We start from the raw sequence: 22,197 nt of genomic DNA, 5'->3' as shown, positions 1-22,197 counted from the left end.
CGCGGCACGCGGCACGCGGCACGCGGCACGCGGCACGCGGCACGCGGCACGCGGCACGCGGCAACACGGACTCACTTCAGGAACTTGGAGAGCCTGCGGTCCGCGAGCGGCTTCCCGCCGGTCTGGCAGGTGGGGCAGTACTGGAGCGAGGAGTCGCTGAAGGAGACCTCCAGGATGGTGTCGCCGCAGACGGGGCAGGCCTCCCCGGTGCGCCCGTGGACCCGCATCCCGGTCTTCTTCTCGGTCTTGAGCTTTCCGGCCTCCACCCCGCTGGAGCGGGTCACGGCGTCGTTGAGCGTGGTGCGCAGCGCGGTGTACAGGCGGGTGACGTCGTCCTCGCCGAGGTCGGCGGTCCGTTTGAACGGGGACATCTTCGCGACGTGCAGGATCTCGTCGCTGTAGGCGTTGCCGACGCCCGCGATGAGCGACTGGTCGCGCAGCGCGCCCTTGATCTGGCGGCGCTCCCCGGCGAGGAGCGCGGCGAACGCGTCGCGGTCGAAGGCGTCGGCGAGCGGGTCCGGGCCGAGGCGGGCGATGCCGGGGACGTCCATGGGGTCGTGGACGAGGTGGACGGAGAGGCGTTTCTTGGTGCCCATCTCGGTGAGGTCGAAGCCGTCGCCGTCGGCGGTGATCAGGCGCAGGGCGAGGGGTCCCTTGCCGGGGCGGGGCGGGGCGGCCGGGAAGGAGTCCTTCCAGCGGAGCCAGCCGGCCCGGGCCAGGTGGGTGCACAGGTGGAGGCCGCCCGCCTCGATGTCGAGGAACTTGCCGTGGCGGGCGACCGAGGTGACGGCCGTGCCCTCGAGGGCGGTCAGCGGCGGGTCGTACGTCTTCAGGACGCTGATCGCCAGCGGGAGGACGCGGGCGATCTCCTTGCCGACGAGGTGGTCGTCGAGGAAGACCCGCAGGGCTTCGACTTCGGGCAGTTCGGGCATGGCTCCAGACTGCCGCAGCCGGTGGGCGGCTGCCTGTCAGGACACCGGTGCGCGTTCCGTGCCGGTGATGGCGGCGCCCAGCTCCGTGAACTCCTCCTCGACCGCGGCGGCGAGCCGGTCGAGGTCGGGCAGCGCCTTGCCGTCGGCGACCAGTCCCACGTGCACCCGGCCGCCGTAGGTGGTCAGGGCCACCGCCAGGGACTGGCCCCGGGCCAGCGGGGCCATGGGGTAGAGGGCGGTCAGCCGGCAGCCGCCCAGCGAGAGCGCGGAGCGGGGCAGCGGCACGTTGGTGACCAGCACGTCGAAGAGCACGCGGGCGGCGTTGGCCGCCAGTGGTGCGCCGAACCGGTGTGCCAGCGGGGGCAGTTGGTCGGCCAGTACGGCGACGGCTCCGGCGCCCCTCAGGGGGCCGGCCGCCTTGTTGCGGTCCATCGCCGTCCGGACCGCCCGGAGCCGCCCGCGCGGGTCGGCCTCGGCGACCGGCAGGTCGAGCAGATAGGCGGAGAGCCGGTTGCCGGTGGCGGAGGCGCCACCGGACCGGCGGCGGGAGACGGGGACCAGGGCGCGCGGGTCGGCGGCGGACAGCGGTTCGCCGCGCCCGGCCATCCAGCGGCGCAGCGCACCGGCGACGACGGCGAGGAGGATGTCGTTGGCGGTGCCGCCCTCGGCGCGCCGGATCCGCTGGAGGTCCCCGGCGTCGAGGTCGGCGGTGGCCAGGCGGCGGGTGCCGCTGGAGGGTGCGGTGAAGGCGGTCGTGGAGCGCAGGTCGAGGCGGCCCGCGCGGACGACGGAGGCCCCCACGCCGAGCGCCCGGCCGACCTGGCCGATCCGGCCGAGTGCCATGCCCGCCATCTCCCGGGGGTCGGGCAGCCAGGAGCGGGGCGGGACGGCGGGGCGGCCCCGGGCAGCGGTGCGGGCGCTGGTGACGGCGGCGATCTCGTCGAAGATCCCGGCGCCGATGGCGACCGCCCGCATCCCGTCGGCCAGCGCGTGGTGCAGCTTGACCAGGACGGCGAAGTGGCCGCCCGCCGCGCCGCCGATGAGATACATGCGCCAGGGCGGCAGCCCGCGCCCGAGTGGTCGCTCCATCAGTTCGCCGGCCAGCCGGCCGGCCTCCGCCATGAAGTCGCCGTCGTCCACGACGACGCGCTGGACGTGCCGGTGCACGTCGAAGTCCTTGTCCACGGTCCAGGCCTTGCCGCCGACCGGCAGCAGGACGTCCCGTACGCACATGCGCAGCCGGGGGATCGCGGCGGCGCGGGTGCCGAGCAGGTCGAGGATCCGCTCCGGGGCGGCGCCGGGCGCCGGCGCGAAGACGGCGAGCGCGCCGAGGTGCATGGGGTGGGCGTCCGATTCGAGGTGCCAGAAAGCAAGATCGAGCGGGGCGAGGAGCTCGGTACCCAACGGGGGCCTCATGTCGTCGAAGGCGGCAGGGCCGGGGTGCGGCCGGTCCCGCGCAGTCAATCGTTCGCGGTCGATTACGGTCAAGTACAGACATGTTACGTACGGTTACGTCTCGGTGTGCGGTTCAGCGGGCCGGAATGAGGAACTCGCACCACACGCACTTGCCGCTGCCACGGGATTCCACGCCCCAGACGTCGGCCAGCCGGTCGACCAGCATCAGGCCGCGTCCCGACACTCCCGACTCCCCCGCGTCGCGGCGCCGGGGCAGTGCGCTGGAGCGGTCCTCGACGTCGACGCGCAGTCGTCGCTCGGTTCCGGCGAGCACCCGGATCGTCACGACGGCGCCGCCGTCGGTGTGCATGAGCGCGTTGGTGATCAGCTCGTCGGCCGCGAGTTCGATCTCGTCGGCCCGGTCCTTCGCTCCCCAGGCCCGAACCGCGGCCCGGATCATGTGCCGGGACGAACTCAGCGCCTCGGGGTCGTTCTGGGCGACGTGCTGCTGGAGCCGGCCGCCCGGCTGCGGGGCGTGCGCGGCGCGGCGGCGCAGCAGCAGGACCGCGACGTCGTCCTGGCCACCGCGCTCGTCGACGGCGTCGCAGAGCCGGTCGGCCAGCTTCTGCAGGTCCTGGGGGCCGTTGGTGACGAGGGCGGTGAGGTGCTGCATGCCTTCGTCGAGGTCGAGGCCCGGCAGCTCGACGAGGCCGTCGGTGAACAGGACCATCGTCTGGCCGGGGTCCAGTTCGACCGTGCCGACCGGGTACTCCAGCCGGCCGAACTCCGCCGAGAGGCCGAGCGGCAGCCCGCCCTCGGACGGCATCCTGCGACAGCTGCCGTCGACATCCCGCACCAGCGGGTCGACGTGTCCGGCGCGGACCAGCTGGACGACGCCGGTGGTGAGGTCGACCTCGGCGTAGGTGCAGGTGGCGAAGCGGTCGGTGTCCAGTTCGTGGAGGAAGACGGAGGCGCGCGCCATGACCGTGGCGGGGCTGTGCCCCTCGGCGGCGTACGCGCGCAGGACGATCCGGAGCTGCCCCATGACGGCGGCCGCGTGGGTGTCGTGACCCTGGACGTCCCCGATGACGGCGCCGACCCGGCCGCCGGGCAGCGGGATCAGGTCGTACCAGTCGCCGCCGATGTCGCGGCCGAGGCGGGCCGAGCGGTAGCGGACGGCGACCTGCGCCCCGGGCACGGCCGGGATCCTGCGCGGCAGCATCGCCTGCTGGAGGCCCTCGGCGAGGTCGTGGTCCTGTTCGTAGAGCATCGCGCGCTGGAGGCTCTGGGCGATCGAGGTGCCGAGCGCCATCAGCAGATTGCGTTCGTCGGCGGTGAAGCCTCCCTTGTCCCGGTAGAGGAGGCCGAGGGCGCCGATCGGGCGGGCCTGCGCGATCAGCGGCATGTAGGCGGCGGAGGTGATCCCGAGGTGGCTGATGTTCCGCCACAGGATCGGGTAGGAGGCGGCGAAGTCGTCGGCGGACTCGATGAAGCGGGGGGCCAGGGTCCGCACCACTTCGCTCATCGGGTACTGCTCGTCCACCCGGGTGTACCGGGTGCCGGGGACGTACGCGCCCTCGGGGCCGTCGGCCACGAGGTGGATGCGGCCGGACTCCAGCAGGCCCATGACGAGGCTGGTGGCCCCGAGGTGGGCGAGCCCCTGGGAGTTCTTGAGGACGGCGATGACGTCCTTGACCGTACGGGCGTGGGCCAGCGCGGCGGTGGTGCCCTCGACCAGGCTGGTGCGCCGGCGGCGATCCTCGTCCAGCTCGCGCCGGGCGGTGGAGTCGGCCAGTTCCTGGGTGGCGTCGCGGACGATCCCGATGATGCGGTGCGGGCGGCCGGTGCCGTCCCGGCGGACGAAACCCTGGGTGTGGGTCCAGCGCAGCGTGCCGTCGCGGCGCTGGATGCGGAAGTAGGCGCCGTACTCGGTGCGCCCGCTCTTCAGGGCGTGCGAGACCAGCCCGTCCAGACGCTGGGCCTCGTCCGTCGGCACGCGCGGCGCCAGCGAGGCCGGCCGGCCGTCGTACTCGTCCGCGGTCAGGTCGAACACGTCGAGGGCGGCCCGGTCCATGTGCATGAGGCCGGTGTCGAGATCCCAGTCGAAGCTGCCCATACGGTTCAGGGCGAGGCTGAGGTCCGGGTGGGCGGGCCAGTCGTCGGGGAGTGACAGGGCACCCGCTACCCGATCATCCATGTGGGCCACTCTGCCACCATTTATCCGATTCTTCTCGTCCGATTAGTCGACGGTTCCGTACGGGGCCGGGGCGGCGCCTTACGGGCTCCGCCGACAGGCCACTCAGCCCCTGGCGCCCGGTCCCGTCAGCCGGCGAACACGTCGTCGAGGCCCGCTTCCATGGGCACGTCCGGCTCGGCGGGCGCTTCCGGCTCAAGGGGACCGTCAGGCCCCGCGGGCTCGTCCGGCTCGGCGGGGAAGACCTGGGTCGGCTCCGGCGCGACGTCCGGGTCGCCCTCCTCCTCGTACTCCCACGGCTCCCCGGGCGGTGTGTCACCGAAGTCGTCGGACGGCACCGGGGGTCCGGGGTCCGTGGGCTCCGCCGGCTCGGAGGGGGCCGGCTCGGACGGGGCGGTGTCCGGGGGCGCGGATTCGGAGGGGCGGCCCGGCGACGGGAAGAGCAGGTCGGCGTCGGGCTCGTAGGGGGGCGGGTCGGCCGGGGTGCGGTCGCGGCCGCCACTGTCACCCATGGCCCGCTCGATCCAGGTGTTGTCGTCGGCGTTCACGATGATCAGGCTCGTGGCCGCCTTGACGCCGGGCTCGACGGCCACGATGCGCGCGGGATCGTAGCCGGGCCAGCGCTCCCCCCGGTGGGCGACCTTCCCGTCGGCGACCACGGGCGGGGCCAGCGGGTTGCCGCAGGCGCAACGGACGCGGGGCATCCCCCGGCTGTCGACCAGGACGGCGGTGCCCGCCTGGAGCACGGCCTGGAAGGCGGTGGCCGAGCCTGCGCTGTAGCCGTGGTTGGTGACCTGGGCGTCGGCACGCAGGACGACCGGGGTGAGGGACTTCAGGTAGCCCGGGATCTGCACGGCCTCGATGCCGGACGCGTCGGCGAAGGCGCGCGCCTTGTCCTCGTCGTCGGCCAGGAGGGAGGTCTGCTGCTCCACGTCGCAGGCGGCGACCGACCGGGTGCCGCCGTAGAGCCCCGGTACGGCTCCGGAGACCGGATGGACCGTCCGGGTGGCGGAGGGCGGTTCGTCGTCCGGCGCGCCGGTGGGGGACGGGGAGGCCGTCGCCCGCGCCGTGGAGGCGGTGAACGGGCCGGGGCCGGGGGAGGCGAGCGGCTGGAGGAGGACGTCCTTGGCGTCCGCGGTGCCCGTGGTGCCCTTCGCCGTACGGTCGTCGTCGCCTCCGCAGCCGGCGACGGCGAAGAGCACTCCGGCGGACAGCGCGGCGAGCGCGGTACGCCGGTTACGTCTGGGTGAGCGCACAGAGCTCTCCTGCCTGTCCCTGGGGCACGGATGGGTGTCACCATCTGTGCCGCACCGAGCGCGGTCCCGCAAGCGGACAGCCGGCCACACCCCCTTCTTGAACATGTTCAATAAACCCTCTACTCTCACTCCCGGAACTTGAACACGTTCAAAGCAGGGCGTTCACAGCAGGGCGTTCGAAGCAAGACCTTCAAAGCAAGGCCTTCAAAGCAGGAGGAAGCCATGTCCGCACTGGTCAACGCCATCGTGATGCTGGGCATGCTCGTCGTCGTGCCGACGGGGCTGCGGCTGACCGAACAGCGGGAGCTGGACCGGATCCGGCGGCTCTGGCCACTGTTCGCCGTGCCGGGCGCCGTCGCCCTCTGGCTGCCGCGCTCCACCGCGGCCACGGCGCTCGCCTGCTGCTACGCACTGGGAGCCGCCCTGCTCGCCCTGCACGCCCCGCGCCGGGCGGTCCGTGGCCGGGACCTCGACCCGGCGGGGATCGCGCTGCTCACCGCGCTGGTCACCCCGGCCGTCGCCGCGGTCGCCCTGGTCGCCGAACGGTCGGGGCACGAGCTGTTCGGGTTCGACCTCGGCATCCTGGCGCTGACCGTGCCGCACTTCCACTTCGCCGGATTCGCCGCCGCCCTGATCGCCGGGCTGGTCTGCCGGGTCTCCGACGGCCCTGCGGGCCGCTTCGCCGCGCTGAGCGTGCCGCTGGGCACCCTGCTCGTCCTCGTCGGGTACTTCATCGGCGACTGGGCCGAGCTCGCCGGGGCCCTCGTCCTCACGGCCGGCATGTGGACGGTCGGCCTGCTGACCTGGCGCATGGGGCGCGCCGGCGGCCGGGACCGGACGACCCGGCTCCTGCTGCTCGCCTCCGCCGCCGTCCTGGTGGCGACGATGCTGCTCGCGCTCAGCTGGGCGCTCGGCCAGGCGACCGGACTGCCCCACCCCACCCTGACCTGGATGGCTGCCACCCATGGCCTGGGCAACGCGCTGGGCTTCGCGCTCTGCTCGCTGCTGGCCTGGCGGCGCATCCGCACCGAAGGACCCGACCGCACCGGAGGCAGGACCGCATGAGCACCCTCACCTACCCGGAGGTCGGCGCGACCCGCCTCGGCCCGCTCCCCCGGGGCTACCACCACCTCCACCACCGCACCCGGATCGGCCGGGGCGCGGCGGACTTCGCGGCCGCCGGGGCGGCGGTGACCGAGTGGCGGATGCACCGCGCCTCGGGCGCGCGGGTGGAGGCCCCGGCGCGGCGCGCGGAGCCGGGCGGCAGCGTCCGGGTCTCCCTGGGCCTCGGGCCGCTGCGCTTCACGGCGCCCTGCGAGGTGATCTGGACGGCGTACGAGGAGGACGGCCGCACCGGCTTCGGCTACGGCACCCTCGCCGGGCATCCGGAGCGCGGCGAGGAGTGCTTCGTGGTGGACCTCGCGGACGACGGCACCGTGTGGTTCACGGTGCTGGCGTTCTCGCGCCCCGCGTCCTGGTACGCCCGGCTCGCCGGACCGCTGGTGCCCCTGGTTCAGCACTGGTACGCGCGCAGGCTCGGCCGTACTCTGCGCCGGATCGTCGCCGCGAGCTGACCCGCCCGGCCCCGACCGGCAGGACCCCGGGCCGCGCCCTGGCCGATACTGGCAGGGATGGATTGGTTCACCGCGGACGGCTCCTGGCTGAGCCGGCTGATCTTCCAGCGGGCTCTGGCCGGGGTCTATCTGGTCGCCTTCCTCTCCGCCGCGCTCCAGTTCCGGGCGCTGATCGGCGAGCGCGGCATGCTGCCCGTCCCCGAGCTGCTGCGGCGCACGCCCTGGCGGGCCGCTCCGGGGCTCTTCCGGCTGCACTACTCGGACCGCTTCTTCGCCGTCGTCGCCTGGAGCGGCTGCGCCGTCTCGGTGGCCCTGATCGCCGGTCTCGACGGGCTGCTGCCGCTGTGGGGCGGCATGCTGCTCTGGGCGCTGCCGTGGGCGCTGTATCTGTCGATCGTCCAGGTGGGGCAGGTCTGGTACGGATTCGGCTGGGAGTCGCTGCTAATGGAGACAGGGTTCCTGGCGGTCTTCCTCGGCACCGGGGACACGGCCGCGCCGGTGCTCGTGCTGTGGCTGCTGCGGTGGGTGCTCTTCCGGGTGGAGTTCGGCGCGGGGCTGATCAAGATGCGCGGGGACGCGTGCTGGCGGGAGCTGACCTGCCTGGACCACCACCACGAGACGCAGCCGATGCCGGGGCCGCTGAGCTGGTTCTTCCACCATCTGCCGAAGCCGGTGCACCGGGTGGAGGTCGCCGCCAACCACGTGACCCAGCTGCTGGTGCCCTTCCTGCTGTTCACCCCGCAGCCGGTGGCGAGCGCGGCGGCCGGCCTGATGATCCTCACCCAGCTCTGGCTCGTCCTGTCGGGGAACTTCGCCTGGCTGAACTGGCTCACCATCGCGCTGGCGCTCTCCGCGATCGACTGGACCCCTCTCGCCGGGCCGCCGCCCGCCCAGGTCTCGCCGCCCCTCTGGTACGAGGTGGTGGTCATCGCGGTGACCGCCCTGGTCCTCGTGCTCAGCTACCGCCCGGTGCGCAACCTGCTCTCGCGGCGGCAGGCGATGAACCGGTCCTACGATCCCCTGCACCTGGTCAACACCTACGGGGCGTTCGGCTCCATCAGCCGGATGCGGCTGGAGGTCGTGGTGGAGGGCAGCGCCGATCCGGTGGGGCGCGAAGGGGCCGAGTGGCGGGAGTACGGCTTCCGCGGCAAGCCGGGCGATCCACGGAGGCTGCCGCGTCTGTTCGCCCCGTACCATCTGCGGCTCGACTGGATGATGTGGTTCGCGGCACTCTCCCCCGCGTACGCCCGCCCCTGGTTCGGGCCCTTCGCCGAGCGGCTGCTCGACGGCGACCGGGACACGCTCCGGCTGCTCGGGCACAACCCGTTCCCCGACGGACCGCCCCGGCAGGTGCGCGCCCGGGTGTTCCGCTACCGGTTCACCGGGCTGCGGGAGCTGCGGGCCACCGGTTGCTGGTGGCACCGCACCTATGTCCGGGAATTCCTGCGGCCCGTCTCCCGACCGCTGCCGCCGGAGCGGGAGGGCGGGGAGACGGGCCGCGGGACTCGCTGAGCGGTCAGTCGATGCCGGGCAGGATGTGCGGCTCGGCGAGGTCGTCCTCGTATCCGGCCAGCCGGATCGGGGCGGACCTGGCCCAGACCTCGATGTTCCGCAGCTTCTCGGGGCGGCCCGGCCGCCCCGCGTTCCGTTCGGTGGGGCGCATGTCGCGCTCGGTCAGTTCCGGTGTCGTCACCGCGCACTCCTTCGTGTCGCGTCGCCCGGGGCGCCGCCGTCGCCCCGGCGGCGATGCCGGGGCGCGACCGCCCCGCGCGGGGCAGGGATGGGATATGTCGGTCGCGGTGGCGCCGGTTCGGGGCGGAACAGCGGCCGGGTTACCGACCATGTCCCAGGACGGTCGAGGAACCTTCGTGGGCCCTTCGATGACGTCCGTTCGCCTCAGCCTAACCAAATGAGCACCACCGCGCTCGATAGAACGTGTGCGGTAGGTCACTTTCGGCCACCGGGTACAGCGAGAACCCGGCCCGGGAAACATCCTGGGCCGGGTTCTCGGCCGTCGCACGGGGCCGACGGGCCGGTTGCGCCGTTCGGGTTACCAGTTGGCGGGGGCGTAGTCCTTGAGGAAGCAGCCGTAGAGGGCCTCGCCGCCCTCACCGCGCACGATCGGGTCATAGACCCGGGCCGCGCCGTCGACCAGGTCGAGGGGGGCGTGGAAGCCCTCCTCGGCGAGGCGCATCTTGTCCGGGTGCGGGCGCTCGTCGGTGATCCAGCCGGTGTCCACGGCGGTCATCAGGATGCCGTCCTTCTCGAACATCTCCTGGGCGCTGGTGCGCGTCAGCATGTTGAGCGCGGCCTTGGCCATGTTGGTGTGCGGGTGGCCGGCGCCCTTGTAGCCGCGGCTGAAGACGCCCTCCATCGCCGAGACGTTGACCACATACGCGTGGGTCGCGGCGGTCGCCGCCATCGCCGGGCGCAACCTGCTGATCAGGATGAACGGCGCGGTGGAGTTGCAGAGCTGGACTTCGAGGAGCTCGATCGGCTCGACGTCCTCGACCGTCTGGACCCAGCTGTTGGTGTCGTGCAGGTCGGGGACGAGGCCGCCCGCGTCGATCGCGGTGCCCGCGGCGATCCGGGCCGGCGAGGCGGAGCCGGTGACCAGGGCGAGGTCCGTGACCTCCTGGGCGCTGAGCCCCTCCTTGCGGGCGGCGGGCAGAGCAGCGACCCGGTCGACCGTGCCGCTGCCGAAGGTGCCGATGACCTCGGCGGCGGGCAGTTCGCCCGCGGGCAGCGGGGCCGACTCGGCGTTGACCAGCTCGCTGTAGGCGCCCGGGGAGCGGCGCACGGTCTGGGCCGCGTTGTTGATCAGGATGTCCAGCGGGCCCTCGGCGGCGACCGAGTCGGCCAGCGCGACGACCTGGGCCGGGTCGCGGAGGTCGATGCCGACGATCTTCAGCCGGTGGATCCACTCGTCGCTGTCCTCCATCGCCTTGAAGCGGCGGATCGCGTCGTTGGGGAAGCGGGTGGTGATGGTGGTGTGCGCGCCGTCGCGCAGCAGCCGCAGCGCGATGTACATGCCGATCTTCGCCCGGCCGCCGGTGAGCAGCGCCCGGCGTCCGGTCAGGTCGGTGCGGGCATCGCGGCGGGAGCGGTTCTCCTTGGCGCACGACTGGCAGAGCTGGTGGTAGAAGGCGTCGACCTCGACGTACCGCGTCTTGCAGATGTAGCAGGACCGGGGCCGCTGGAGGACGCCCGCGATCTCGGCCCGGGCGGAGGAGGAGGGCAGCACGCCCTGCGTCTCGTCGTCGATGCGCTCGGCCGAGCCGGTCGCCGTGGCCTCGGTGACGGCCCGGTCGTGGGCGGTCTTCGCGGCCCGGCGCTCCTGGCGGCGGCGCTGCTTCACGGTGCGGTAGATCCCGGCGGTGGCGCGGCGGACCGCGATGGCGTCCGGGTGGTCCACCTCGATCCGGTCGAGCTCGTCGAGCACGCTCAGGCAGACGGCCAGCCGCTCCGGGTCGATGCCGGGACCGAACTCCTCGATTCCGGGAGCGAGCTCCGGGCTGTCCTCTGTCACCGTCATTGCCGTTCCTCTGTCATCTTCTCGCCGCGGATCGTGGATCACCGCAGGCCGAAACACCCCGCCCAAGTTTGCCATGCGCGGGCCACTGCTCTGTTCGAGTGGAGTACGGGCGGCGTACGAGCGGCCCCTGCGGAGAGGCGTGGGGGAGGACTCCGGCGGAGGGCCGCGGGAGAGCCCTGCGAGAAAAAGCGGAATCAGGGACGCATGACTTCGCGAGGACCGGGCAGACGACCGTCCGAAACATTGGGCAGCAGGGAGGGCGACACCATGACGGCGATGTCAGCGCGAGCCACCGGAACGACGACGCTGAGCGACAGCGACAGCCGGACCGGCGCGCGGACGGCGGACGTCACCAGCGGAGAGCTGCCGTGGGTCGAGGACGCCGGCAAGATCGCCCCGCAGGACGCGCGGGCCCTGTCGAAGATCTTCTTCGACCGGCTCCAGGTCCTGGAGGAGGGCACCCATGAGCACCAGTACGCGCGCAACACCCTGATCGAGATGAACCTCTCCCTGGTGCGCTTCGCCGCCTCCCGGTTCCGCAACCGCGGCGGCGACGACACCGAGGACATCATCCAGGTCGGCACGATCGGCCTGATCAAGGCGATCGACCGGTTCGACCTGTCGCGCGAGGTCGAGTTCGCGACCTTCGCCGTGCCCTACATCGTCGGGGAGATCAAGCGTTTCTTCCGCGACACCACCTGGTCCGTACATGTGCCGCGGCGGCTCCAGGAGCTGCGGGTGGCCCTCGCCCAGGCGAAGGAGCAGCTCTCCGCGGAGCTCGACCGCGACCCCACCGTCAGGGAGCTGGCCGCCCACCTCGACCTCTCCGAGGAGGAGATCATCGAGGGGCTCGTGGCCGCCAACGGCTACTCCGCCGGTTCCCTCGACACCCCCTCCGCGGACAGCGACTCGGGCCAGGAGCAGCGGGCGTACGCCGATGTCCTCGGCGAGGCGGATCCGGGCATGGAGACCGTCGAGAACCTGCACACCCTGGCTCCGCTGCTCGACCGGCTCGACGACCGGGAGCGCCGGATCGTGCAGATGCGCTTCGGTGCGGAGATGACGCAGTCGCAGATCGGCGCGGAGCTCGGCGTGTCCCAGATGCATGTGTCGCGGCTGCTCAGCAGGATCGTCCAGCAGCTGCGCAAGGGGATGAGCGTCGAGGCGTGAGGCTGCCGGGTCCCTCGCTCGCTTATGCTTCCTGACGAGCAGGCCGGACGAACCGCGCCGTCGGACGAGGGGGTGGAGGGTTGACCGAGTCGCCCGTGGGCACAGCGCCGATTCCTGTGGGCATCTCCGGAATTCCCTCCCAGCAGGTCGGGGCCTCGGAGCACATCGAGGCTCCGCTGTGGAGTCTGAACGCGTCGATCCTGCTCGTGGAGGACGACGCGGGTGACGCGCTGCTCGTCGAGGAGATGCTCACCGACAGCGAGCTGGATTCCGCCCTCACCTGGTGCAAGACCCTGGCCGAGGCGCGCGCCTTCCTGAGCGCGGCCACCACCCCGGTGTGCGTGCTCCTGGACCTGCACCTCCCGGACGTCCACGGCCTGGACGCCGTGCGCCAGATCCTGGAGTCCGACAGCGACGCCGCGATCGTCGTCCTCACCGGCCTGGAGGAGTCCGGCACCGGGCTCCGCGCGGTCGCCGGTGGCGCCCAGGACTACCTGGTCAAGGGCCGCCTGGGCCCGGAGGTGCTCTCGCGCGCGGTCCGCTACGCCCTGCAGCGCAAGGAAGTGGAACGGGCCGCCGCCGCGCTGCGCGCCAACCGGTTGATCGCCCAGGAGAACGCCCGGCTGGAGCGCGGGCTGCTGCCCGTCCCCCTGCTGCGGGACGACCGCTTCCGGGCGCGCGCCCGCTACGAGCCGGGGCGGGTCCACGGGCTGTTGAGCGGTGACTTCTACGACGTCGTGCAGACCGCGGACGGCACGGTGCACGCGGTGATCGGCGATGTCTCCGGGCACGGGGCCGCCGAGGCCGCGCTCGGTGTGTGTCTGCGGGTGGCCTGGCGCACCGCCGTGCTGTGCGGTACGTCCCACCCCGAGCAGATAGCCCTGCTGGAGGAGATCCTGGTCGCCGAGCGCTCGGACTCGCACGTGTTCGCCACCGTCACCTCGCTGGCGTTCCCACCCGGGCAGCGGCACGCGCAGGTCCTGCGGGCCGGTCACCCCGGCCTGCTGCTGCGTGAGGGCACGGACGTGACCTGGGTCGAGCCCGAGGGCGGCATGGCGCTCGGGCTGCTGCCCGGGGCCGGCCGGTGGCCGACGGTCGACATCCCGCTGACGCCCGGTGCGGGTCTCGTACTCTTCACGGACGGGCTCTTCGAGGGGCGCGACGGCCCCGACAGCCGCCTCGGCGAGGAAGGGCTGCTCGCGATGGCGCGGGCCAACGGGCACCTGCCGGCCCGCTCGTTCATCGACGCCCTCGTCGCGGGGGCCACGGAGGGGGCCGCCCCGTACGGCGGCCTCGCGGACGATGTGGCCGTACTGCATCTGGGCTGGGGAGCGGAATCCGATGAGCGGTGACCTGACGAAGAAGCCCGCGCCGGGCGGCCTGGCCGCGCGGCTGTCGGTGCAGAACTGGGTCCATCTCATACTCGGCGGATTCATCGTGGTCGTCTGCGCCTGTCTGGTGATCGGCGGGCTGGTGATGGCCCGGATCTCCGACCGCACGACCGAGCTGGTGGACCGCATCCAGCCCGCCAGATCCGCGTCCTTCCAGCTCCAGAACTCCCTGCTCGACCAGGAGACCGGGATCAGGGGGTTCGTGCTGACCGGCGACGACTCCTTCCTCGAACCCTACGAGGCCGGGAAGGCCGCCGAGCAGGAGCGCCTCGCACAGGTGCGGCGGCTGGTGGGCCCCGGCAGCCGGTACGCCGACGACCTCGACGCCATCGGCTCCGCCGCCGAGAAGTGGCGGCGCAGCAAGGCCGAACCGCTGATCGCGACGGTCCGGGAACAGGGGCCTAGCGAGGCCGCCACCTCCGCTCAGTTGCAGCGCAGCAAGGCGGACTTCGACCAGCTGCGGCAGGCGTACGGCGCCCAGCAGGGGCATCTCGCCGAGGCCCGCGACCAGGCGCGCGCCGACCTCGGGGCGGCGCGCACCACCCGCGATCGGGTGGGGGTCGCGCTGGTCACCGTCTTCGTGGCTACCGTCGCGGCGCTGAGCCTGCTGCTCCACCGGGTGGTGGGCGTCCCGCTGAACCGGCTGCGCGCCGCGTCCGACCGTGTCAGGGCGGGGGCCTTCGGAACGCGGATCGAGATCAAGGGGCCGTCCGACGTCCAGGCCGTGGCCTGGGCCGTGGAGGACATGCGCCGGCGGCTGGCTGACGAGCTGGCCGAGGCGCAGAGCCGCGAGGCCCTGCTCGCGGAGCAGACGGAGGAGTTGCGGCGTTCCAATTCGGAGCTGGAGCAGTTCGCGTACGTCGCCTCGCACGACCTCCAGGAGCCGCTGCGCAAGGTCGCGTCCTTCTGCCAGCTCCTGGAGAAGCGGTACGGCGAGGAGCTCGACGAGCGCGGCAAGCAGTACATCGCCTTCGCGGTGGACGGCGCCAAGCGGATGCAGGTCCTCATCAACGATCTGCTGACGTTCTCGCGGGTGGGCCGGGTGCAGGAGAGCTGGAAACCGGTCGATCTGGGCCGGGCCCTGGACCGCGCCCTGGGCAATCTGACCCTCGCGGTCGAGGAGTCGGGGGCGGTGGTCGAGCGGCCGGATTCCCTGCCCGAACTGCTCGGGGACGCGACCGCGCTCACCATGGTCTGGCAGAACCTCGTCGGCAACGCGGTGAAGTTCCGCCGGGAGGGCGTCCCCTGCCGGATCTCGGTCGCCTGCGTACGCGAGGACGAGGACTGGCACCTGACGGTGTCGGACAACGGGATCGGGATCGCGCCCGAGTTCGCGGACAAGGTGTTCGTCATCTTCCAGCGGCTGCACGCCCGTGACGAGTACGAGGGCACGGGCATCGGCCTCGCGCTCTGCCGGAAGATCATCGAGTTCCACGGTGGCCGGATCTGGCTGGAGACCGAACCGGGCGAGGGCACCCGTATCCACTTCACCCTGCCCGTGGCGCCCGAGGCGCCCACACACACCACGGCGGAGCTGCTCGCTCCCGCCCAGCTCACCAGCCAGCCGGGAGATCCTGCGTGAACACCCCTGTCCAGCCCATCGAGGTCCTGCTCGTCGAGGACGACCCCGGCGACGAGCTGATGACCCGTGAGGCCTTTGAGGACAACAAGATCCGCAACACCCTGCACGTCGTGCGCGACGGACAGGAGGCGCTGGACTTCCTCTACCGGCGCGGCGAGTACACCGAGGCCCCCCGCCCGGACCTGGTGCTGCTGGATCTGAACCTGCCCAAGTACGACGGCCGACAGGTTCTGGAACAGATCAAGGGCGACCCCGAACTCGCCCTCATCCCCGTGGTCGTGCTCACCACGTCCTCGGCCGAGGAGGACATCCTGCGCAGCTACAAACTGCACGCCAACGCGTACGTGACGAAGCCGGTGGACCTCGACCAGTTCATCGCCGCGGTGCGCCAGATCGACGAGTTCTTCGTGACCGTGGTGCGGCTGCCCGGACGTGCGTAGGATCGGTCCGGATCTCCTGGAGTGGGATCGTTCGCCAGGGGTAGACGATTGGCGGAAAAGGTCTCCGACCTCACTGCGGCGCCCTGGCTGGAGCACATGAACGAACAGGTCACCTCCCCACCGGAAGACCCGGGTCAGGGGCCGGCTTCCGCCGAGGTACTGCTCAGCGCCGAGGTCTTCGACGGCGAGCCGGGCTGCATCGCGCTGGCGCGTGCGCTCGCCGACCGCTTCCTGACGCGACTCTCCGTGGAGTGCCTCGCCCCGATCGGCGAGCACACGCGCAGCGACCTGATGCTGGCCGTGAGCGAGCTGGTCACCAACGCCGACCGCTACAGCCACGGTCCCTATCTCCTGGAGTTGGAGGGCAACGCGCGGCTCATCAGCGTCACGGTGTACGACAGCAGCACCGCGATGCCCGTGCTGTACGCCCCGGACCCGTCCCGCCTCGGCGGTCACGGCATGGAGATCGTGGTGGCCCTGTGCGACCGGCTCACGGCCGAGCGGGTGCCGGTGGGGAAGCGGATCCGGGCGGAGTTCCAGCTCAGCACCTGAGCAGCGCCTGAGCCCGGCCGGCGGCCCTCAGGCGTCGAGCACGGCGGTGGCCTCGACCTCCACCAGGTGTTCGTTGGAGGTCCAGGGCCGCGACGCCCACCAAGGTGCCGGGCACGTGACGAAGCTGACCGTGTACGTCGGACGGGGGAGCCTGATGGTGACCCAGCAGTTCAGCGGCTCGCCGTAAGGACAACGGATCTACGGCGCGCGGACTCGCCGGCGCGGGAGACCTTCTCCGAGGCGGCTCAGGCCACGCCCCGGCCCTCCGGCCGGCCGAACCAGTCCAGGCACAGCACCAGTGCGTCGTCGAGCGTCTCCGTGCCCCGGTACTCCGCCAGTTCGCCGAGCATCGCGCGCGGAACGGTGGCGGCCGGAAGCAGCCGGGTCGACTGGATGGCGCGGGCCAGCGCGCGTTCCCCGTACGCCTCGCCGAGCGGCGACACGGCCTCGTAGACGCCGTCACTGAGCAGCAGCAGCCGGTCGCCGGGCTCCACGTGGAACTCCTGGACCGTGTACTGCGACTCCTCGAACATCCCGAGCGGCAGCTGTGCTTCCAGTTCGATCCGGCGGACCTCCCGGCCGCGCTGCATCCACAGCTGCGGCGATCCCGCGTCGACGACGCCGACCCTCCCCGTCGCCAGCTCGAAGCGGAGCAGCAGGGTGGAGACATAGGACGCGCCGCGGTGCTGGTCGTAGAGCGCCTGGTCGGCGAGGGCCGCCTGGTCCGCGATGCCGATGCCGGCCCGGCGGGCGTTGCGCAGGGCGTTGACGGCGAGATTGGTGAGGAGGGAGGCCTGTATGCCCTCGCCCATGCCGTTGGTCACCGCGAGGGTGAGCTCGTCGGCGTCGGCGGCCCAGTCGAAGTTGTCGCCGTGGATGGCGTACGCGGGCTCCAGCTGGGCCCCGATCGCGAACTCGGCTGCGGTGCAGGCGCGGGCGGGCAGCAGCTGCCACTGCATCTCGGCGGCAAGGGTGAGGCGGGTGGTGCGCCGGGCGCGCTGGTACAGGTCGGTGTCCCGTTCGGCGACGAGGATCTCGTGGCCCAGCAGGTCCGCCATGTGGGTCAGCTCGCCGACCAGCTCCGGGGTGGAAAGGGCCTGGGGCAGCCGGACGGTGAGGATGCCGAGCCGTTCGCCCCGTACGGTCACGGGCAGGTGGTGGTCGACGGCGTCGTCGTGCCGGACCTGCTGTTCGCGGGGCTCCTGGCTGCCGAACGCCCGGCCCTCGGGGCTGTTGTGGAGGGACAGCGGCTCGCTGTCGTCATCGGGCCGGTCCAGGGATTTGAGGACTCGCAGACTGTAGTCGGCGAGGTGGAGCTCGACCGCGAGGGCCCCGTAGGCGCTGCTGAGCTTGGTGCGCAGGGTGGCCAGCAGGGCGTGCGGCGCGGCGGCTCGTACGGCGGCCTCGATGTCCGTTCTTCTGTTCACGGTCTCTCGCGCAATCTTCGTCCTGCGACGTGGTAGGGAGCGGGGCCGGGCTGACAAGCAGGCCTGACGGGTGACACAGTGGCTGAATGCCCCACCGAGGATTCCGCCCGAGCAGTCGCGAACAGGCGTCCGCCGACGCCGTCGCGGCCTCGGAGCTGCTGGAGGTGCTGTGGGGCAGGGGCCAGGAATCCGCCGCTTCGGGAACCGTATCGCCCTCCCAGCTTCGGGCCCTGCTCGTGATCGAGAAGCAGGAGGGCACCAATATGCGGGCGCTGGGTGAAGCCCTGGGCTCGCGTGCCCCGTCCGTCAGCAGGCTCTGCGACCGGATGGAGGCGATGGGGCTGGTCCAGCGGGCACCCAGCCCGACCAGCCGCCGCGAAGTGGAACTGCGGCTGAGTATGCGTGGTCGCACCCTTCTGGAAGAGTACCGGGCCCTGCGCGCCGGCGAACTGAACGCCGTGCTGGAGCGTATGGATCCCGCCGCCCTCGCCGCCCTCGCCGAGGGCCTCGCGGCCTTCCACGCGGCCGCTTCGGAGCGCCTTTCCCCGCGAAGGGATACGGCCGTCTCCCCACTCCGCGATGATGTCGCGGACAGCGCCTAGCTCCATCCAGCTCCTGCTTCCGCGTCCATCGGTTCTCCGCCCTTCGGCAGGCCGGCCGAGCTACCGTCGGGGATCAGATTGTTACCCGATGGAGAATGTTGTCAAATGGCAACTGTTACTTCTATCGTTACCCCGTACCCCGCCCCGACCAGGGACGGAACCATGTCGGCCCGTCCGGCGACACGGCTCTCCGCCCTTCCGATCCGCCCGAGGTGCCTTCCGTGCTTTCATCGCCCAACGAAGACAGAGCCGTCAGAATCACCACTCGGCAGGAGCGGGACGCTCTGGTCCTCACCGTGTCGGGTGACCTCGATATCGACAGCGTCGCACCGTTGGGCCTCGCCCTGACCTCGGCAGTCGGCGACGGCTCCGGCCCGGTCGTCGTGGACCTCTCCGGCGTCGGTTTCGCGGACTCGACGACGGTGAACGTGCTTCTCCAGGGACACACCGCGCTGGGCGACCGGCTGCGGCTGGCCGCCCCGTCCCCGTTCATGCGCCGCCTGATCGACATGATCGGCCTCGACAGCGCCCTGCCCGTCCTGCCATCGGTGGACGCCGCCATCGACGCCGCACTGCCCTCCTGACGGTCCCGGTCCAGGAGCTGAGGGACGGCTACCGCCCCGCGGCCCGCTGCCCGGGCGCCCGGTCGAACACGCAGTCCCCGCACAGCCCGCCGCCCGGGCAGCGCCAGTACAGGCAGCAGCTGCGCCGCCGGAACGCCGGACCGTGCGGGGCCCCGGTGTGGCGCAGCGCCTCGTCGTCGAAGAGCTCCACCGCCAGCGCGCGGGCCCGTGCGGCCACGTCCGGCCGGTCGTGGGCCCGCGCGAAGGCGACGAGTTCGCGCACGGCTCCGGCGAGCGCGGACCCCGCGTTGCCCCGCAGCAGCTGCGGCGAGATGGCGCCGTCGCGGCGGAACGCCTCGGCCAGCGGGTCCAGATGCCCGTACTGGACCTCCTCGCGGATCCGGGCCGCCGTACCGGGCAGCTCGGCCGTCCCCGCGAGCCACAGGTCGTCCGGCGAGGTGGCCGACGGGTCCCAGTGGAGGGTGTCGGGCGACAGGGCGGGGATCCGCCCGAAGAGCGCGGCCGGGCCCAGCGCGAGAGACCAGAGCCGGGCGGCGAGACCGAGATGGGCGATGGAGGCGGCGACCCTGCGCTCGGGGGCCGCGAGGCGTGCCGCGACCCTGTCGACACGCGCGGCGAGAGGGCCGCCGTCCCCCGCGTAAGACTCCGCCAGCGGACGGTGGCCGCCGCCCGGCACCGGAGTGGTCCGCAGCGCGAAGAATCCCCCGACCGACGCCAGTAGCACCAGGTCCATGCCCTGTTCCCCCTCGGTTCCCGGCCCGCTCCCGTGACCTGCCGTACGGCCAACGGCGGTGCCGCCCTCGCCGCTCACCGTATCCGCCGGGCGGGAACTTCTGACGTCCGGGGACGAGAGGACTACCGTCGGGAGGAGGAGGTCGGTCCGTCGGGCGTACTACTGGGGCAGTAGGCCGAAATGCAGTCTCAAGGACGACGACGCGGGGCCCCGGACGGGACATCGTGGTGTACATGAGCTCCCTTGCGTTGTCCGTGCTGCTGTCACTGGTCTCCGCGGTCGCCTACGCGGCCGGGGCGATCGTCCAGGAGCGCGTCGCCGCGACCGGTGACAACGCGTGGCAGGCCCTGCTGCGCAACGGCGTGTGGTGGGCCGCCGTCCTCCTCAACGGGACCGGTGCGGTCCTGCATGTGGTGGCGCTCGCGTACGGTCCGCTCAGCCTGGTCCAGCCGCTCGGCGCACTGACGATCGTCTTCGCCCTGCCGATGGCGGCCCTGTTCGTCGGGCGGAGGGCGGGGGCGACGGCCTGGCGCGGCGCCCTGATGGCGACGGCCGGGCTGGGCGGACTGCTGGCGCTCACAGGGAACGCCGAGCCGCACACCCTGAACGGTCCCGAGCAGGCGCTGCTGGCCTCGGTGACGTTCGGGGCCGTCGGCGCGCTCGTCGTGCTCGCCCGTACGCTGCGCCGGCCGGTCCTGCGCAGCATCGTCCTGGCCACCGGCGCGGGTGCGGCGTTCGGCATGGCCTCGGTGTTCACCAAGACCGTGGCCGTGGAGTGGACGTCCGGTTCGCTGCGCTCGGGTGCGCTGCCGCTGCTGGTGATCGCCGGGCTCGCGGCGGCGGGCCTGTTCCTTTCCCAGGCCGCCTACCGCGGCGCGGGCCTCACCGCTCCGCTCGCGACGGTGACGGTGGTCAACCCGGTGATGGCCGCCGCGATCGGTATCACGCTGTTCGGCGAGCACTTCCGCCTCGGCGCCCCGGGGACCGTCCTGGCCCTCTCCTGCGGGGCGCTGGCCGCCGGCGGCCTGATCATGCTGACGCGGGAGCGGCTGCGCACGGAGCACGCCCAGGAGCCGTGTACGGACGCCAGGGCGGAGGCTGCTCCCTCGCCGGCCCCGATCGTGCCGGAGCCGGCGTCGGGGCGGCTCCCCGTGACGCGGCTGCCGTCGCCCCTCCCGCCGGGGCAGGCGGTGCCGCAGCTGGAGTTCGGCACCCCAGGCCCCCTCACGAAGCAGGGGCGACGCGGCGGAGCCACCCTGCGCCGCTCCCGCTCCGACCGGACTGTTCAGACCCTGACGCCGCCTGCCCGGAGGTAGGCGAGCGGGTCGACGTCCGAGCCGTAGCCGGGGCCCGTGCGGATCTCGAAGTGCAGGTGCGGGCCTGTGCTGTTGCCCGTGGAACCGGAGCGGGCGATGCGCTGCCCACCGGAGACCGACTGCCCCGCGCGCACGTGGAGCGCGGAGAGATGGGCGTACTGGCTGTACTTGCCGTCGCTGTGCCGGATGACGACCTCGTAGCCGTACGCTCCGGCCCAGCCGGCCGAGACGACGCGGCCCGGAGCCACCGACTTCACCGAGGTCCCGGTGGGCACGGGGAAGTCCACGCCGGTGTGATAGCCGCTGGACCAGCCGCCGGCCTGCCGGTAGGGAGTGCCGGTGCCGGCGGAGACCGGGGCGCTGAAACCGGTGTGCTTCACGGCCCGCTCCGGAGCGGACTGCTCCTTCTTGGGCGCTTCCTTCTTGGGCGCTTCCTTCTTGGGTGCTTCCTTCTTGGGCGCCTGCTGCTTCGGGGCCGCCTTCTCAGGAGCCCGCTGCTTCGGGGCTTCCTTCTTGGGCGCGGCCTGCGCGGGTGCTTCGTTCTTGGCTTCGGCCTTGCGCTGATCCGCCTTCTTCGCCTCCGGCGTCGCCGCCGGGGGCTTCGGGGCGGTCGTCCGCGCGGGCTGTCCGGAGCTCTTCCCCTCCCCCGACTTCCCCGCCCGGCTCTGGTCGAGGCTCAGCCGCTGCCCGGGGAAGATCAGGTCCGGGTCGCCCCCGACGACGGTGCGGTTGGCCGCGTAGAGGCCCTGCCAGCCGCCGCGCACCCGCTGGGCGGACGCGATCCCGGAGAGGGAGTCGCCGCTGGAGACGGTGTACGAGTCGCGCTTGCCCGGCACATGGGTGGGCGTCGCCTCGGCGGGACGGGTCCGCGGCTGGCGGGGCGGCGCGCTCTGCGGCGCCGCGGCCCGGACCGTCCGGCTGCCCGCGCTCTGGGTGTCGGTCCCCGACTCCGGGGCGGCCCCGGGCGCGTTCCCGCCCCGGGTGAGCCCCGCCGGCACGGAACACGTGGGCCAGGCGCCGGGGCCCTGGCCGTCCAGCACCTTCTCCGCGACGGCGATCTGCTGGTCCCGGGTGGCGAGGTCGGCGCGCGGCGCGTACTGCGTGCCGCCGAAGGCCGACCAGGTGGAGCCGCTGAACTGCAGGCCGCCGTAGTAGCCGTTACCCGTGTTGACGTCCCAATCGCCGCTGGACTCGCAGGCGGCGACCTTCTCCCAGACCTCGACCGGCGCGGCCCCCGCCGACGCCGCGGTGATGAGAGGAAGCGCGATGCCCGCGCCGCTCGCCGTCACCGTGAGCGAGGCACGGTTGATCCGGCTCGGCTGGTATCTGCGGTGCCGTCCGTTCGCGGCCATACGTGGCTCCCCCACTGGCTTCGGGTCATGTCGCAAGGGGCAACGTAGGTCCGCACAGTGACTGATCACAAGCAAAACGTGATAGTCGGCCGCCCTCCGCCGGTCCGTGGCCGGATTCCGATCCCCGACCGTCCGGCCGACCTCAACCCCCATTCCCCTCGA

20 protein-coding genes are annotated in these 22,197 nt (G+C 72.5%); 11 read left to right on the top strand and 9 right to left on the bottom strand.

From position 1 onward, the window contains the following. Window positions 1-71: 71 nt before the first annotated feature. From D581_RS0102690 to D581_RS0102675, 4 genes are all read right to left on the bottom strand, one after another. Window positions 72-932 carry a DNA-formamidopyrimidine glycosylase family protein gene (locus tag D581_RS0102690; RefSeq protein ID WP_018955688.1) on the bottom strand — a complete coding sequence of 287 codons (861 nt, stop codon included), beginning with the start codon at window positions 930-932 and terminating at the stop codon, window positions 72-74. A gap of 36 nt (window positions 933-968) precedes the next feature. Continuing rightward, window positions 969-2,336 (bottom strand): wax ester/triacylglycerol synthase family O-acyltransferase, encoded by a 1,368-nt coding sequence (locus D581_RS0102685; protein ID WP_018955687.1) that lies wholly within the window; start codon window positions 2,334-2,336, stop codon window positions 969-971. Window positions 2,337-2,460: 124 nt separating this feature from the next. Next, window positions 2,461-4,524: a SpoIIE family protein phosphatase gene (locus D581_RS0102680; protein ID WP_018955686.1), complete on the bottom strand. Its 2,064-nt coding sequence runs from the start codon at window positions 4,522-4,524 to the stop codon at window positions 2,461-2,463. 125 nt (window positions 4,525-4,649) lie between these two features. After that, window positions 4,650-5,777, bottom strand: coding sequence for a DUF6777 domain-containing protein (locus D581_RS0102675; protein WP_018955685.1), 1,128 nt, complete (start codon window positions 5,775-5,777; stop codon window positions 4,650-4,652). Window positions 5,778-5,999: 222 nt separating this feature from the next. Here D581_RS0102675 and D581_RS0102670 point away from each other — a divergent pair, with 222 nt between their 5' ends. Genes D581_RS0102670 through D581_RS0102660 form a run of 3 tightly spaced genes read left to right on the top strand, consistent with a single transcriptional unit; the run spans window position 6,000 to window position 8,863 of the window. Further along, window positions 6,000-6,842, top strand: a complete 843-nt coding sequence (locus D581_RS0102670) for a YndJ family protein (protein ID WP_018955684.1) — start codon at window positions 6,000-6,002, stop codon at window positions 6,840-6,842. Continuing rightward, window positions 6,839-7,351 carry a DUF1990 domain-containing protein gene (locus tag D581_RS0102665; protein WP_018955683.1) on the top strand — a complete coding sequence of 171 codons (513 nt, stop codon included), beginning with the start codon at window positions 6,839-6,841 and terminating at the stop codon, window positions 7,349-7,351. The genes D581_RS0102670 and D581_RS0102665 overlap by 4 nt, the downstream gene beginning before the upstream one ends. A gap of 57 nt (window positions 7,352-7,408) precedes the next feature. Then, on the top strand, window positions 7,409-8,863 hold the full coding sequence (locus D581_RS0102660) for a lipase maturation factor family protein (protein ID WP_018955682.1): 1,455 nt from the start codon (window positions 7,409-7,411) through the stop codon (window positions 8,861-8,863). Window positions 8,864-8,867: 4 nt separating this feature from the next. On the opposite strand, the gene D581_RS1000000141190 is transcribed toward D581_RS0102660, so the two are convergent. Both D581_RS1000000141190 and D581_RS0102650 read right to left on the bottom strand, forming a co-directional pair. Continuing rightward, entirely contained in the window at window positions 8,868-9,044 is a 177-nt protein-coding gene (locus tag D581_RS1000000141190; protein ID WP_018955681.1) for a hypothetical protein, read from the bottom strand. Between the two features lie 357 nt (window positions 9,045-9,401). After that, window positions 9,402-10,886 carry an SDR family NAD(P)-dependent oxidoreductase gene (locus D581_RS0102650; RefSeq protein WP_018955680.1) on the bottom strand — a complete coding sequence of 495 codons (1,485 nt, stop codon included), beginning with the start codon at window positions 10,884-10,886 and terminating at the stop codon, window positions 9,402-9,404. Window positions 10,887-11,153: 267 nt separating this feature from the next. On the opposite strand from D581_RS0102650, the gene D581_RS0102645 reads away from it, so the two are divergent. The 5 genes from D581_RS0102645 (at window position 11,154) to D581_RS0102625 (ending at window position 16,021) form a co-directional block, all read left to right on the top strand. Then, window positions 11,154-12,056, top strand: coding sequence for an RNA polymerase sigma factor SigF (locus tag D581_RS0102645; protein ID WP_018955679.1), 903 nt, complete (start codon window positions 11,154-11,156; stop codon window positions 12,054-12,056). A 116-nt stretch (window positions 12,057-12,172) separates the two neighbouring features. Further along, the gene (locus tag D581_RS0102640; RefSeq protein WP_018955678.1) at window positions 12,173-13,408 is read left to right on the top strand and encodes a PP2C family protein-serine/threonine phosphatase; all 1,236 of its coding nucleotides are present in this window, start codon (window positions 12,173-12,175) and stop codon (window positions 13,406-13,408) included. Next, window positions 13,398-15,029, top strand: coding sequence for a sensor histidine kinase (locus D581_RS0102635; RefSeq protein WP_018955677.1), 1,632 nt, complete (start codon window positions 13,398-13,400; stop codon window positions 15,027-15,029). The genes D581_RS0102640 and D581_RS0102635 overlap by 11 nt, the downstream gene beginning before the upstream one ends. Further along, window positions 15,026-15,469 (top strand): response regulator, encoded by a 444-nt coding sequence (locus D581_RS0102630; RefSeq protein WP_018955676.1) that lies wholly within the window; start codon window positions 15,026-15,028, stop codon window positions 15,467-15,469. Before D581_RS0102635 ends, D581_RS0102630 begins: the two co-directional genes overlap by 4 nt. A 96-nt stretch (window positions 15,470-15,565) precedes the next feature. Then, on the top strand, window positions 15,566-16,021 hold the full coding sequence (locus tag D581_RS0102625; RefSeq protein WP_026290123.1) for an ATP-binding protein: 456 nt from the start codon (window positions 15,566-15,568) through the stop codon (window positions 16,019-16,021). Window positions 16,022-16,266: 245 nt separating this feature from the next. On the opposite strand, the gene D581_RS0102615 is transcribed toward D581_RS0102625, so the two are convergent. Next, a complete protein-coding gene (locus D581_RS0102615) occupies window positions 16,267-17,448 on the bottom strand; it encodes a PP2C family protein-serine/threonine phosphatase (RefSeq protein ID WP_018955673.1) in 1,182 nt (393 codons plus the stop codon). Window positions 17,449-17,534: 86 nt separating this feature from the next. Between D581_RS0102615 and D581_RS0102610 the strand changes: the two genes are divergently transcribed. After that, window positions 17,535-18,050: a MarR family winged helix-turn-helix transcriptional regulator gene (locus D581_RS0102610; RefSeq protein WP_018955672.1), complete on the top strand. Its 516-nt coding sequence runs from the start codon at window positions 17,535-17,537 to the stop codon at window positions 18,048-18,050. A 221-nt stretch (window positions 18,051-18,271) separates the two neighbouring features. Continuing rightward, complete coding sequence (locus D581_RS0102605; RefSeq protein WP_026290122.1) at window positions 18,272-18,634, top strand: STAS domain-containing protein; 363 nt, start codon at window positions 18,272-18,274, stop codon at window positions 18,632-18,634. A 28-nt stretch (window positions 18,635-18,662) separates the two neighbouring features. On the opposite strand, the gene D581_RS0102600 is transcribed toward D581_RS0102605, so the two are convergent. Beyond that, window positions 18,663-19,367 carry a (2Fe-2S)-binding protein gene (locus tag D581_RS0102600; RefSeq protein ID WP_018955670.1) on the bottom strand — a complete coding sequence of 235 codons (705 nt, stop codon included), beginning with the start codon at window positions 19,365-19,367 and terminating at the stop codon, window positions 18,663-18,665. A 233-nt stretch (window positions 19,368-19,600) separates the two neighbouring features. Here D581_RS0102600 and D581_RS0102595 point away from each other — a divergent pair, with 233 nt between their 5' ends. Beyond that, on the top strand, window positions 19,601-20,683 hold the full coding sequence (locus tag D581_RS0102595) for a DMT family transporter (RefSeq protein ID WP_032752509.1): 1,083 nt from the start codon (window positions 19,601-19,603) through the stop codon (window positions 20,681-20,683). Here D581_RS0102595 and D581_RS0102590 read toward each other — a convergent pair. After that, window positions 20,653-22,035 (bottom strand): transglycosylase family protein, encoded by a 1,383-nt coding sequence (locus tag D581_RS0102590; RefSeq protein ID WP_018955668.1) that lies wholly within the window; start codon window positions 22,033-22,035, stop codon window positions 20,653-20,655. The two genes, D581_RS0102595 and D581_RS0102590, sit on opposite strands and share 31 nt — an antisense overlap. Window positions 22,036-22,197: the final 162 nt, after the last annotated feature.

This window comes from Streptomyces sp. CNB091 (assembly GCF_000377965.1).
Note: the sequence above shows the minus strand (reverse complement) of the source record. Positions and strands in the feature narration are given on the sequence as shown.